General features: G+C 64.3%; 10 protein-coding genes. 1 reads left to right on the top strand and 9 read right to left on the bottom strand.

The features are described 5' to 3' along the window. Positions 1-76: 76 nt before the first annotated feature. From ACP146_RS09020 to ACP146_RS09010, 3 genes are read right to left on the bottom strand one after another with little or no spacing between them, the layout of a single operon-like run. A complete protein-coding gene (locus tag ACP146_RS09020) occupies positions 77-1027 on the bottom strand; it encodes a cell wall hydrolase (protein ID WP_422366424.1) in 951 nt (316 codons plus the stop codon). Beyond that, positions 1024-1281: a hypothetical protein gene (locus ACP146_RS09015; RefSeq protein WP_422366423.1), complete on the bottom strand. Its 258-nt coding sequence runs from the start codon at positions 1279-1281 to the stop codon at positions 1024-1026. The genes ACP146_RS09020 and ACP146_RS09015 overlap by 4 nt, the downstream gene beginning before the upstream one ends. 2 nt (positions 1282-1283) lie before the next feature. After that, complete coding sequence (locus ACP146_RS09010; protein WP_422366422.1) at positions 1284-1595, bottom strand: hypothetical protein; 312 nt, start codon at positions 1593-1595, stop codon at positions 1284-1286. Between the two features lie 165 nt (positions 1596-1760). Here ACP146_RS09010 and ACP146_RS09005 point away from each other — a divergent pair, with 165 nt between their 5' ends. Then, complete coding sequence (locus ACP146_RS09005; RefSeq protein ID WP_422366421.1) at positions 1761-2747, top strand: class I SAM-dependent methyltransferase; 987 nt, start codon at positions 1761-1763, stop codon at positions 2745-2747. Here the strand turns inward: ACP146_RS09005 and ACP146_RS09000 are convergent. Genes ACP146_RS09000 through ACP146_RS08975 form a run of 6 tightly spaced genes read right to left on the bottom strand, consistent with a single transcriptional unit; the run spans position 2713 to position 12469 of the window. Beyond that, positions 2713-3531, bottom strand: coding sequence for a hypothetical protein (locus ACP146_RS09000; RefSeq protein ID WP_422366420.1), 819 nt, complete (start codon positions 3529-3531; stop codon positions 2713-2715). The two genes, ACP146_RS09005 and ACP146_RS09000, sit on opposite strands and share 35 nt — an antisense overlap. A gap of 17 nt (positions 3532-3548) precedes the next feature. Then, a complete protein-coding gene (locus tag ACP146_RS08995) occupies positions 3549-4967 on the bottom strand; it encodes a hypothetical protein (RefSeq protein WP_422366419.1) in 1419 nt (472 codons plus the stop codon). 1 nt (position 4968) lies between these two features. Next, positions 4969-5781 carry a hypothetical protein gene (locus ACP146_RS08990; RefSeq protein ID WP_422366418.1) on the bottom strand — a complete coding sequence of 271 codons (813 nt, stop codon included), beginning with the start codon at positions 5779-5781 and terminating at the stop codon, positions 4969-4971. 4 nt (positions 5782-5785) lie between these two features. Then, positions 5786-8485 carry a hypothetical protein gene (locus tag ACP146_RS08985; RefSeq protein WP_422366417.1) on the bottom strand — a complete coding sequence of 900 codons (2700 nt, stop codon included), beginning with the start codon at positions 8483-8485 and terminating at the stop codon, positions 5786-5788. Further along, entirely contained in the window at positions 8482-8889 is a 408-nt protein-coding gene (locus ACP146_RS08980; protein ID WP_422366416.1) for a hypothetical protein, read from the bottom strand. Before ACP146_RS08980 ends, ACP146_RS08985 begins: the two co-directional genes overlap by 4 nt. A 7-nt stretch (positions 8890-8896) precedes the next feature. Beyond that, the gene (locus ACP146_RS08975) at positions 8897-12469 is read right to left on the bottom strand and encodes a hypothetical protein (protein WP_422366415.1); all 3573 of its coding nucleotides are present in this window, start codon (positions 12467-12469) and stop codon (positions 8897-8899) included. Between the last annotated feature and the right edge of the window lie 156 nt (positions 12470-12625).

Genomic DNA, 12625 nt, shown 5'->3' with positions numbered 1-12625 from the left:
CATGAAAAAGCCGCCCGGAGGCGGCTGGGGGAAAGCGCTCAGAGGCGCTACAGCGGGCGATGCACCGCCCGGCTGTTCAGTCGATATCGTTAAAGAAGAGGTGGCCGCCGATCACCGCGCAGGGCTCTTTGCCACGCGACCAGAAGGGCGAGACGGCAGGCGTGTGGTAGTGCCGCGCCCCGCCGGTCGGATCTGGCTCCGCGCCCGTCAAAACCGCTTCGGCGGCCGCCCAGCAGTCCCGGAAGGCAGCGCTCACTTTCGTCACCGCAAGCAGCTTCGCGCGGTTCGGATCGTTCTCATTCCAGCATGAGAACTGCCAGGGTCGCTGCGCTTCGCGGGCCGGGCTCGTGCCCCTCTTCTCCGCCCGGTTTCGGATGACGTGGCCCACGGCAATCTTGCCTTCCCAGGCTTCGCCGCGTGCTTCGCCGTAAATCGTCCTGGCGAGAATATCGAGGTCTTCCGGCGAGAAGGCAGGCGCCGGCAGCAGATCGGCCAGGCCAACGGGCTGCAGGCTCTCCCAGGCCCCGTTATGGCCCTCCCAGGCGATCCAATCGTGATGCTGCAAGGCTGTTTCACCCAAGGCCCAGCAGCCGGCGACGTTGCAACAGATCAGAGTCCCGGCTGTCGTTTCGACCGCCAGCACCATATGGCCCTGTTCGCCGAAGCGGCAAACCACCAAGCGCAGGGCACCGCGAGGGATGCCGGCCGCCATAAGACGCAGCATCAGGAAGGGCGCGAAGTCGTTGCAGTTGCCCCGGAGGAAACGCCGGCCATGGTCAAAGATCGGCTCAGGCGACGCCCATTCGTGATCCGGCGCAGGATCGAACTGCCAGCCTGCATCCTCCGGATCGTCTTCGGCGCCGAATTTGAGATCCCGGAACTGCCGGTTAACCAGCGCATCCCAATGATCCGACCATTCCAAAACCTCCGGCGCTTCGGCCATCGCAAGGTCTGGGAACTTCGCGTACATGATCCCGGCGCTGTCGGGGATATCCTCCGGCGCCGTTGCGAAGAGGTGTTTGGTCATGAGCCCTTCACCCTCACGGCCAGCCTAAAGCCTTCCCAAATCACCCAGGCCAGGCCAGAGCAGGCTGTAGTGATGAAGACGATGCGGACTGCCATTGCGACTTTCGCCGAGGCGACGCGCTGGCCGCGCAGAAACACCCTATCGGCCCTTTCCTCCGCTGGGTTCTGCGTGTCGATGCCCAGCGCCTCCAGCGTCTCTCTGACGGCTTCTTTCGCCGCCTCGTGGGCGATCTCCTTCACTTCACTGCGATCCATGTTTACGCCTCCGGATCTTTTCGTGTTGAGCGCCGTAATGAACGCCAACCCTGGCCCGACGACACCATGCAGGTCGGGCGGCCGGGCACGGTGACCAGGATGGTCCAGGAGCCGGATGGGCTGGCCAGGATCTCGATCAGCGATCCGGTCGAGGTGACGCCCATGTTGACCGGCGCTTCCTTGTATTTCTTCGCCAGGGCCTTCAGCAGCGCCTCCCGCGGCGCGCACTGCGGGCCCTGGGCCAGGTGAAGCGACGCTTCGCCGAAGGCCGGCGACGGCAGACACAAAAGAGCCGCCCCGAGGGCGGCGGTCAAAAAGGGCGCATGGGTTCTCCTATTCCGCCGGCAGTGAAAACCCTCTGCGCGGCGCCTGGGTTCGCGGCTACGTCCAACCGCCGCACAACCCCGACGGGCAAACAGCCATTGACAGCGGCAACGGATTCCGCAAAATCCACCATGCCGTTAAACGAATCAGTGCCTATGAACCAGTTTGACAGTCGTCTGAACGCCATCCTGCGGCAAGTTCCCCGGTCTAAGCCGACGGGCGAGTTACTCCGCTTTGTCGAACCAGCCGCTTCGAGTCCCGCTGAGGCTTTCGCCTACAAGTGGCAACGCTCGCCGACCTTCGGCTTGGACAACAACACCTCAGCGGCGATGGTCCGGTGGACGATGGACACGCTAGGCCATGCTTCAGAAGCAGACTTTGCGGAGGATTTGGCCGACGCCGGAACCATCCTCGATGCCGGTTGTGGCAACGGCCGAGTGTCGGTTCGCGCCGCCGCCCTTAACCCCGAAGCGTTGGTGGTCGGAATGGACATCACCGACGCGGTGGAGGCCGCCGCCCGCAACGGCCAAGGCCTGGACAACCTGCGGCTCGTGCAGGCCGATTTGTTGAGCCCACCTTTCAAGCTCGGGTCCTTCGACCACATCATGTCAATCGGCGTTCTGCACCACACACGGAGTACGCGCGAGGCATTCGATTCGATGGTCCGGCTGATGGCCCCGGGCGGTAGCTTTGCATTCTACATCTACAAGCAGAAGGCGCCGATCCGCGAGTTTGCGGACGACTACCTGCGCCGAACCCTGCGGACCATGGCACCTGCCGAGGCCTGGGCAGAGATGGAGCGACTGTCGCTCTTCGGCAAGGCGCTCAGCGACATCGATGCCAAAGTGACGGTTCCGGCTGTGCCGACGCTGGGGATTGAAGCCGGCGAGCATGACGTGCAACGGCTCATCTATTACACCATGTTGAAATGCTACTGGCGCGACGAGTGGTCGCTGGAAGAAAACGCTCACATCAACTTTGATTGGTACTACCCGGAATTTGCGCACCGGCATACTGCTGAGGAGGTGCGGGGCTGGATTGCGCACTGGCCAGAGTTGCGCGAGGTCGGATTCTTAGACGCGCCTGCCGGCATGACGTTCCGGGTTGTCAGGGATAAAACATCCCCTCCCACGCCGTCTTAGAGACCACGCGATACGCACTGCTGAGAGCGAGAACCCAGCTCTGCCGCGACTCCATGCCTGCGGGCAGATAGAAGTATGTCAGCCCGTCGCTGTGCAGGATACCGGGCATCTGCAATACCCGCTCACGCTCGGACCGGCTTTGCCCTGGCGTTCGCATGGTCGTCTCCTGCCACATGGTCACGTCGAAGCTACCCGGCGCCCAGCCCTCGACCGCGTAGCCGTCGGCGGCGATCGCCACATCGGGTATTGCCGGCAGCAGTGGCAGCGCGTCCTTCAGCGGCAGGCCCCCATAAGTGAAATTGTTGCTGAGATCATACAGCTTCCAGACGCCGCCGAGCTTGGCCTCGATCATGACGTGACCGTCGTAATAGTTGGTTGGCGCTGCGCCCGTTAAGGCATTGCAGATCCGCGCCTCGACCCCCAGGGAGTCGCAGATCGCCTTGGCCCATTCCACCGTCCTGCCGCACAACATCGACAGCTTCGACGTAACCGCCTTGTTCGTCATGGCTAAAACCGACAGGGATTCATCCGCTCTGCCGTTGACCACGACCCAGGCCAGCCCCGACATCAGGGCATCCACGTCGCTATGATAAACGAGTCGCTGCTGCGTCTGCCCGAGCGGGTCCCAGAAACGGTATAGCCCCTCGCTCGTGCAGTCGTAGTTTGCGCCGCCGAAACTGTAGACACCCGGCGGGATCACGAAGCCAGCAGGCAGCGCGGAGGCCGGCGGTTGTGTCGGCACGACGGTATCGATGTCGTTGTGAAATCGCTTAACGATTGCCATGATTCTAGTTCCTCGCTTTACCAGCCTGAGATTGGAATGGATGCGTTGAGCGACAGGGTCTGACCTGTTGACCCAACGGTCGAAGCATTCAGTTTTGCCAGTCCCTGCACCCCGGCGGCCATGTATCCGAAGGTGATGTAGCCCACGTTGCTCTCGATGAGGGCGTGTCCGGACAATGCAACAGGCGCCGTTGACCACCACGGTCCCGCCGCTTGAATTGACGGCACCTTGCTCGTGTCCGACGTCACGTTGGCATCGGTGCCGCTAAAGCCCAGCGTCATCCGCGCTTCGACTGCCGTGGGAACGCCAAGTGTGAATTTGCCTCGGATCTCCAGCGTGTCGCCTACCCGGCGCGACCAGATTGAGACACCCGACGCAACGCCAAACCCGGTGAAGGTTGGCGTGTACTCGACCCAGTCCGTGATCTTCGCGTCGAAAGAACGAGAAACTTCGTCCCAGCCGGCCGCGCGGCGCTGCAGCACCAATCGCTTAGACAAGTCATCGAGCACGAAATCGCCCTCTGACAAGGCAACGTTGCCGATGCCGTCCTTCACGGTCACCACGCGCGCGGCGTCCTCCGCTCGAAGAGTCAGCACAGCGCCCTCGTACAGCCCGATCGTGGAAATCGTGGTAACTTCATCGGCCGCCACGCCGTCCGGATTGCCGCCATCCGCTTCCGTGTCGACGCTGTGATAGTTGGCCGTCGGCGTGATGCTTCCGGCGTCGATCGTTAGCTCCGTTGCTGCAGCGAGGAGCGGCACGCGCGCCGGATCGAGAAGACCCCCGGCCTGCAGCACCGGGACATCGCCCTCCGCTGTCCCAAGCCCCTGAGTCATGGAAACAAGCTGAAAGCGGTCGCCCGTGGCGTCGTAGACAAAGGTGCAGATCGCCGCGGCCGGCAAGCGCCCGGCCGGCACTGCCGCCCCGCCCGGCAAGACGATCGTCCGGGCCGCCAGACCGTTCACTGTCAGAGTCGGCGTTGTCGTCAGATTGGCGTTGGCGATGCGGGTCTTGAAGGTCATACCGGCGACCAGCTCGGTAACCTTCGGCGACGGCGTGATGTCATAGGCGTCGGCGGCGCCGCCATCCGCCCAGAAGTCGGCATAGCCGAACAGCAGTTTCTCGACAGCCTGGCCGGATACAGCGCTGTGAACGTAGACCTGCCCGTCCGCCGGCTGCCAGTTCACCGCGGCGCCGGCGCTGCTCGATTCGATGATGGTGTCGCGGGTCAGCGTGTCCGGCGTGCCGCTCGCGACCGTGCCGATGCCGAACTCCTTCTTGCCGTCGCTGTTGCGCGCGACGTAGTAGACCTGGGCATCGGCGCCCGCCCCGCTGACGAAGGACCGCCAGTTGGCGTCCGGCGGCCCGGCGAGGCTGTAAGTCCCGGCGCCGGTGGTCGCGGTCAGTTCAAGCACGTTCTCCGGTGCAATGGCCATATCAGACCAACTCCTCAATCCGGTAGCGTTTCACCCAATTGCCCTGCCCGTCAGCGCCGGGGTAGTTCGGCGAGATCGGCGACAGCGAGCGCACCAGGCAGGTAAAGAGTCTTTGATGCAGCCGGCTCGTTTCCTCCGGGTCCATGGCGAACACCAGGTCCCGCGACAGCCCGCGCAGCCGGTCGAACTCGAAGAGATCGCCCCAGGCTTCCGATTCCGGCAGTGTGTTGAACAGCAGCTCCCAGACGCGACGCCGGCCGCCCTCAGTCGGGATCAAGTTGGCGCCCAACGTTTCCGCGACCGTGCTGTTATCGACCCATCCGGCGGTACTGCCGAAGTCGAAGTTCACGCTGGGCCGGAACGCCTTTGCGAGCGCGAGCCGACCGAGATCGAAATGGCCCGCGGGATTGGCCGCGTCGACAAAGTCGAAACGCCACCACCGCCAGCTTTCGGCCGTAGCCAGATAGCGCAGTGAATTGAGGTGCGGCCAGTCCTCAACAATGTCGACCACGTTGAGATCGTATGTCGTATCGAAGCCCGGCGCCGCCGTCAGATTGGCTTCGCTCGCCGCGGCACGCACCTGCACCGTCGCGGCGTTGCTGCCGTTGTGTGATCCGAAATAGAGCGTATCGATCTCAGCGGCCGCACCCAGATCAAGCGTCGCGAACATGCCGGTCAGCGATGTCCAGCGGCAGCGCTGCGAAGGCTGCATCGTGAGCAGATTGCCGAAGCCCATGGCCGCGGCCACCGTGCCGCCGCCGGCAACGCTGCCGGAATCGGAGAGTGCCGGTGAAGCGAGAAGACAGTTCCCCATCTCTCTAGCCCCAGAGCGTCAGGCGCGGATTGCGGAAGCGGGCGCCTTCTTCAATACCGATCACAACGAAGTCCTTCGGCAGATCGTAGCGAACTGCGTTCGTTTGCTGCGTCGGTTTCAGGGTCACGCTGTCGCCGAGCCAGAGGCGGCGCCCGAGCCCCTCGGCCGGACATTCGTAGATATCCCGCAGCGCGCCGTGCAGCGTCTGGCGCCGTCCCGCTTCCTTGCCGGCGTCGTCTTCCTCCGCCCAGAGCCCCACGGTCTCGGCATCCTCCGCCAAGCGGTGCTTGGTCAGAACCGACTCCGCCGTCGCTGCCGCCGGATCGGCGAAACGCGCCGCGGTCGAATAGTACTTACGATCCTCCGCAGTGAGGCTGCTGGCCAGCCCATCAGGATCTTGAACCACCCCCAGCGCCTGATAGCCGACACGCCACCGCCAGGTCGGTTGCGGACCCTGCCGCTCCGGCCGCCGGCGCTTGCTGAGGTTGCTGTGATCCAGCACCAGGACCGGGTTTTCCGGGGCTTTGAGCACACCGACCGTCAAGAGTCCCAACGGCGTGAAGGCCCACCAGCCCCCGGCAGAGGCCATGATTTCGGTCAGCGCCTGGGCTAAGTCCTTCACCTCGGGACCCGACCACCAGCCGGCGACGCCGGGCTGATCCAGATCCAGGGCCTCGAAGGCCGCCTCGTCCAGCTCAATCGGCGCCACCCCGGCGCGCGTCTCGACCAGGCGCCGCACGATGGCGCCGTGGGTCGACGCAAAGCTGCCAGCCGCCACGTCTCCGCGGATATCGCAGGTAATGCGGCCGTCCGGCGAAGCGCCCAGCTTCAGCCAGGTCCCGTCAGGGGTGTACAAGACCGCATACTCGCCGGGCTCTATGTCCTGTCCGGCTCCCTGTGTCAACGCCTTCAGCTCCGCATAGCTCGCTGGCGCCTGGCCGCTATCCGTCAAAGCTGCGCCACGGTCGCGCGTCTCAAGAACCGCGTCGGCTTCGCCATCATGAACGTGATAGATCAGATTCGGCGGATCGTTCAGAGCCGGCTCGACGTTGCGCTTCTCGCCGAGCACGATCGGCATTGGCTTGCCGGCCAGCTCAGCCGTGCCCTGTTCATCCCCGGTGCCGGCATAGAAGCGCGTCTGTACCGGGCGATTGAGGATCGTCTGACGGTCGCGCAACTCCAGGGTCAGGCGCTCTTCCGTCCAGGAAACGTCACCGATCGTACCGACAAAGATCCTTTCGAAGCGGCTGAAGGGATCGCCGCGATAGCCCGTGAAGACTTCCAGCGTGCGCCCGGTCAGGCCGAGCCGGGCGATGGAGTCGAGGCCGCCGTCGCCGTTGGCCAGGCGGATGCTGCCGCTGCTCTCACTGGCGCGGCCGTCAGGCCGGCTGCCGCGGAAAGCGCGAACGGAGAACTCATAACCGCGGCGCTTCTCGATCCTGACCTCGAAGACCTTGTTCGCCGGCGTATCGTCGGGACCGGAGGAATAGTCCGTATCGGCAACGCAGAACTGCCGCTCACCGCCCAGCACCATGAAGGAGAGACCCTCGCCGGGCAGTTGCTCCAGGCCAACCGGCCAGGGCGGCCCCTCGATGGTCGCGGCCAGGGCCTCGTCATAGGCCGAAAACAGGATCGCCATGACTTCGGCTTCGCGCTGCCAGCGCGGCGCTGCAACGCGGATCGCCGGCGGCACGGCTTCTGTGACGCTCTCCGCCCCCGCCGGCAGTGCCGTGAAGTCGTTGTTGATGGAGAAGACGGCCGGCGCGGCTTCCGTCAGGCTCTCTGCCCCCGCCGCAACCAGGGCCACAGAACCCTGGACCGTGCCGATCAGAAAGATCTGCGGTCTGCCCGCGGTGCTGCCGAGGCTCGCAAAGACTTCGATCTTGCGCTCGGCATCCGCCTCTGCCAGAGCCAGGCTCACGCTCTGCGACGGGCGGAAAACCGCGGCCTCGCTACTGCCCTTCTTCCGGATGCCCCATTGACCCGGCTGCGCACCATCGAGAACCCAAAAGATCCCAGCGCGCGATCCTTCGGGCAAGGTCACTTCGGTCCAGATCGCGTCGGCGGCCGGTGTGACCTCCGTCGCGTTGTCTGGAAAGTTCACACCGCCGGTCAGCCAACCGCGCAGGTAGAGGGACTCGCTACTGCTTCCACGGTAGAACTCGAATTGCTGGCTGCCGTCAAGCCCCACCAGGTAGGCATGCAGGTTGTCTTTCTGTCTTTGGAGCGTGTCACTCGACCCGGCCTTTCGGGCATAGACATCGGTCGCTCGCGGACGCGAAAACAGAAAAGCAGCTGTCGCCGTCTCGGAGCCGGTGAAGCCCGCGATGCTAACGGTCTCGTATGTGTCGCGGGTGCCCAGTCCGACGCCTTGGATCTCATCCGGAAACGTCGCCTCCGTTTCGAAGTAGGCGACCAGGTCCAGGACGATGTTGATCGTATCCCCGACCCAGACTTCGATTTCCTTCGCGGGACTGAGGCCGCAGAAGTCGAAGGTCGCCGCGTTGGCGTCAAGCTCGTCGACAAAGGCGACCGCCGCCCCGGGCTTGCGCAGACCCCAATCGCGGTCGCCGTCGACAAGATTGCGCACCCGGATCGCGACGCCGGTCGCCGCGGCCGAGACCTCGCTCGACAGGTCGATCGTAACCCAGGCATTCGCCGCACCTGGCGACAGGGTGACGAAGGGATCCTTGAAGACGATCATGCCGGCGCTGCCGACTGCCGGTCTGTGATGGTCTGCGCTTCGATGGTCCCGACTTGGCCGGCCGAAACCGCGATCGGCGCCGCCAAGGGCCGGACATGCTTCAGCCGCGAGTTACTCGTGTCGACCCAGGCGGCGTGATCGGCCGTGCCTGTGATGGTGATTGGCACAGCGGCCTGCGCATTCGCAACCAGCTTGCGGCCGTCGATATCGCCTGCGCTCGGCCCGGTGAAGTCTGCGGCGGAGACGGTTACCTCGCCCAAACGTTTGCCCGAACCCACGCCGAAGTTCGTTTGGGCTTCAGAGAAGTCAGCCGGCTCGCCCGCGCAGAGAACAAGCCGGGTGGTGTTGTTCTTCAGGTCGTTCAGCTTGGCGTCGAGCGCCTGGGAATCGTCCGCGTAGCCCATGGTTACCTCACGCTGCCTGCTTTTTCAGTTCGGCCAGAATGTCCTCCAACGCCGTGATCAACGCTGCCTGCCCTTCTTCGCTTTTGCGCAGTTCGTCGATGATCCTGGCCGCATCCAAGGCCTGGCGGTCGGAAGCGGCAGCAATGGCCGCCGCCGCGTTGTCGTTGGCGCCGCCGGTCCCGCCGATCCGGCTCTGCACCACGGCTTGCACCCGCGCCAGGTCTTCAAAGAAGTCGGTGGAACTGGCGTTGAAGCTCCGCGACGCCCCGATGAACTCCCGGCCCAGGGAGATGATTCGCTGCGCCGATGCGCCCTGGGCGACCGCCGCCTCGAAGGCGCCACGGGCGCCGGAGAGCGCATTGCCCGGCGCCGCGCCCGACAGGCCGCCGAAGGTGATCTCGTTCAGGAAATCCGACAGGCCGTTGTTGCTCTGCTCGATCACCCGCGCCCGCTCCAGCGCGCTCAGCTTCTCCAGCGCGACCAAGTCGGCGCCGAGAGCCTCCGCCTCCTTCAGGCGTTCTTCCTGGGTCTTCGCCAGGTCATCCAAGGCCGCCTGCATCGGATCGGTGAAACCGAGAATCGCCAACTGGGTCGCCTCGTCGAAGCCATCCGTCATGTCCTGCAGCGCCTTGGCGTGCAGATCCTCGACCTTCGCGACATCCAGTCCCAGCGCTTCGGCACGCGAAGCAGCGTCTTCGAACGTTGCGTTGAGACGCTTTATCGCCTGTTCGGCCTGGGTAATCTCCTCAACGTCGAACAGATCGTCACCGAGAATCGCTTTTGCCAGCGATATGTTCGCCATGAACTCGTCGAGATCTTTGCTGATCTGACCCGCGCGGTTCACCGCCTCTTCCAAGGCGGGATCGATGCCGCTCAAATCGGCACGACCGAAGCCGAACAGAACCGACTGTTCAACCGCGCTGCGGTAGTCGGTGCCGAGCGCGCGGTCGAGACGCCCTTCGTTGTAGGCCCGGCCGACCCGGAACTGCCCGCCGAAAGTGCCGACCTGGTTGACGCCGGCGTTGAGGATTTCTGCCCCCAACGATTCCACGATGGCGTTGTAGGTGCTCGCCACGTCGCGGGCGAACCGCTCCGCCTCGGCACGGTTGCCGCCGTTGTCGGCGTTGGCGGTGCCGAAAACGAGCGCACCGTTTGAAACGCCGAGACTGGCAACCGCATTCGGCCCAACCGTGCGCCCGTCGCCGCCGAAGAGACCGCCGAACAGACCGCCCCCGGAACCGCCGAGGAGGCCGCCCAGGACCGTGCCGATGCCCGGAAGAATGGCGGAGCCGATCGCGGCCCCAGCCAGCCCGCCGGCGGCCGAGCCGATGGTGCCCCCGACAGGATTGCCGCCGACCAGGCTGTTCAACAGCGAGCCGGCCCCAAAGCCGAGCCCGGCACCGCCGAGGAAGCTGCTAAAGGTGGTCGAGCCGAAGAGTCCGCCCGTCGAGGCGGCGTTGCCGACACCACCCGGCACGGCAGCGACCCCCAGGCTGGCCGCCGTGCCGCCCGGCGCCGCAAAGCCGAGACTGGCGCCGAAGCTGTTCAGCGCCGTCGTCAGGCTGCCGGACGCGCCGAACAAGCTGTCGAGTCCGGGGATGGACGGAACGCCGAACCCAAAGCCACCGCCCCCACCTGGCAGAGAGGATGCCGACGCGCCGAGCTGCCCCGCCAGACCACCCAAGCCCGCCGAGCCGAGAACACCGCCGACCACGGGCCGGAACACCAGCAACGCCGCGACCTCGGCCGCCAGGCGAATCATAATCTGCTTTGCTGAGTCGGCCAGGTCCCTGAAGCTATTAACCCCGCCGTTGAGCACATCCTCGAAGAAATCGACGAAGGAATCCTGTATCCCGTCGATCGCGTTCAGGAAGGGCTGCTGCATTATCTCGGCCTGCCGCTCCGCCTCTCTCTCCGCATCGCGCAGTCGCTTTTCGGTAGCCCGTTCGGCCTCGCGCTGGCGGTCCTTGGCGATCCGATCCGCTTCGCGCTCCTGCTGCCGGCGCAGTTCTTCGGCGGCCCGCTCATCAAGGACGGCCACTTCCTTGTGATACCGGCCTTCGATAGCCAAGCGGGCGCGAGCGAATTCCTCAGCCAGGATGATCCCTTTGTCCAGCCGCTTTTTTTGCTCGGCAAGTTCCACGTCTCGCGCATGAGCCAGCGCATCGAGTCCATCCAGGCCCGCAGCCGCATTCTCCGCCTCAAGGGATGCGATGTCGCCCAATGCCTGCTTGCGGACACGGGCAGCCGTCGCCGCGGCCTTCTCTGCTTCCTTGCGGGCTTCCTCGGCGCGCTTGGCGGCTTCTTCCTCAGCTTTCGCGGCCTCCAGAGCCGCTGCCTGAATGCGCTGTTGCTCGGCTTCAAGAAGCGTGGTTTGGGCCTGTATCCTGTGCTTCTTGCTTATCTCGGCATTCACCTCGACCAGACGGTCGCGCAGTTCCTTGGCGGCCTTCTCCTCACGATTCAGCGCGTCCAGGTCCTCTTCCACCATTGATGGGCCAAACCCGAGGCTGCGAGCGACCGGGCTGAGCGTTTCGATCTCAGCGCGTCTCGCCGCCGCTTGCGCGGCCAACGCACTCAGGTCCGAGATGATTTCAAAACGGCGATACTCAAGACCCTCAATAGTTGAACCGTCTAGCCGCTTCACGGCCTCTTCGTTCTTGTTCAACTCCTCGGTCAGAAGCTTGAGGGCGTCTTTGTACTTTTCGGAAACACCTACCGCCTGATCTATGGTGTCTCGAAGGGCAGACCATGCATCGTCAAGATTCGACGTAACACCGACCAGGGTTTCGGATTGGCGGGCCATACCGCCGGCAAAGTTCTGGCGCCCGATGTCCTCCAAGGCGGCGACAATCTCGGCAGCGTCGCGCGTCACCTCGCGAGTTAGTCCGCGGAAGGTGAACCGCACGCGATCACCCTCAATTCGAGTAATAATGCCGAACTGCTTCAGCCGCTCTGTCTCGCCCGTAACGGCGCCGATGACGGCTTCTGAAAAATCTGTGATGTCGCGACCGAAGGCGGCCGCCGTATCGCCAAAGACCTGAAGGCGCTCGGTGGTCGGGTCAATGCCAGCAGCCTTCAGGCGATTGAAGGCTGTGACGATGTTGGTGACTTCAAACGGAGTCCTCTTGGCGAACTCCAGGATGCGGTCGAAAGCCACCGCCGCTAAGTCCGCCGACCCAGTCACGGTCTGGAGTTGCGCCCGCAAGGACTCCAGAACACGAGCGTTGTCGATGATCGACTTGCCGAGACGGATCAACCCGGCAGTTATGACCCCAATTGTGGCGGCTACGGCTAGCCCAGCCGGACCAAGCGTAGCCAGAACATCGCCCAGCACCCCCAAACGGCCGGCGGCGGCGCGACCGCGAGCTTCTAGGCCGCCCAGGGCATCCGCAGCCTTCCGGCTTGCACGCTCCAGGCGATCCATGGACTGACCGCCCTCGTGCCCAATCTTGCCAAGACCGCCGGTCGTGGCGCGCTCAGCCTTCTCTGCGGCCGCACTTAGGCGGTCCAAATCCTTGGACGCATTGTCGACCGGACGAGAATCGACCTCCAGGCCCAGAGTCGCCAGATCTTCCATTGAATGACCTTGTTAGTTACTGTCAGCGGCTGAATCTGAAGGGGGTTAGCGAGATGACTGTGTTTCTATATTTCATCGCCGGGCTTTGCTGGGTTGGGGCCAGCATCGCCGTTGTCGCGGTTTTCCCCCGCGTCCTCCCTTTGGGTGACGCTTTGA

The sequence above is a fragment of the Pelagibius sp. genome, assembly GCF_965249265.1.
In the GTDB taxonomy this organism is placed as follows: Bacteria; Pseudomonadota; Alphaproteobacteria; order Kiloniellales; family Kiloniellaceae; genus Pelagibius.
This window is presented reverse-complemented; position numbering and strand designations above follow the sequence as displayed.

What these genes read in the sequence shown, in the direction of transcription:
- ACP146_RS09020 (WP_422366424.1), bottom strand. Translation starts at nt 1,027, where the DNA reads ATGACCAAACACCTCTTCGCAACGGCGCCGGAGGATATCCCCGACAGC.
- ACP146_RS09015 (WP_422366423.1), bottom strand. Translation starts at nt 1,281, where the DNA reads ATGGATCGCAGTGAAGTGAAGGAGATCGCCCACGAGGCGGCGAAAGAA.
- ACP146_RS09005 (WP_422366421.1), top strand. Translation starts at nt 1,761, where the DNA reads ATGAACCAGTTTGACAGTCGTCTGAACGCCATCCTGCGGCAAGTTCCC.
- ACP146_RS09000 (WP_422366420.1), bottom strand. Translation starts at nt 3,531, where the DNA reads ATGGCAATCGTTAAGCGATTTCACAACGACATCGATACCGTCGTGCCG.
- ACP146_RS08995 (WP_422366419.1), bottom strand. Translation starts at nt 4,967, where the DNA reads ATGGCCATTGCACCGGAGAACGTGCTTGAACTGACCGCGACCACCGGC.
- ACP146_RS08990 (WP_422366418.1), bottom strand. Translation starts at nt 5,781, where the DNA reads ATGGGGAACTGTCTTCTCGCTTCACCGGCACTCTCCGATTCCGGCAGC.
- ACP146_RS08985 (WP_422366417.1), bottom strand. Translation starts at nt 8,485, where the DNA reads ATGATCGTCTTCAAGGATCCCTTCGTCACCCTGTCGCCAGGTGCGGCG.
- ACP146_RS08980 (WP_422366416.1), bottom strand. Translation starts at nt 8,889, where the DNA reads ATGGGCTACGCGGACGATTCCCAGGCGCTCGACGCCAAGCTGAACGAC.
- ACP146_RS08975 (WP_422366415.1), bottom strand. Translation starts at nt 12,469, where the DNA reads ATGGAAGATCTGGCGACTCTGGGCCTGGAGGTCGATTCTCGTCCGGTC.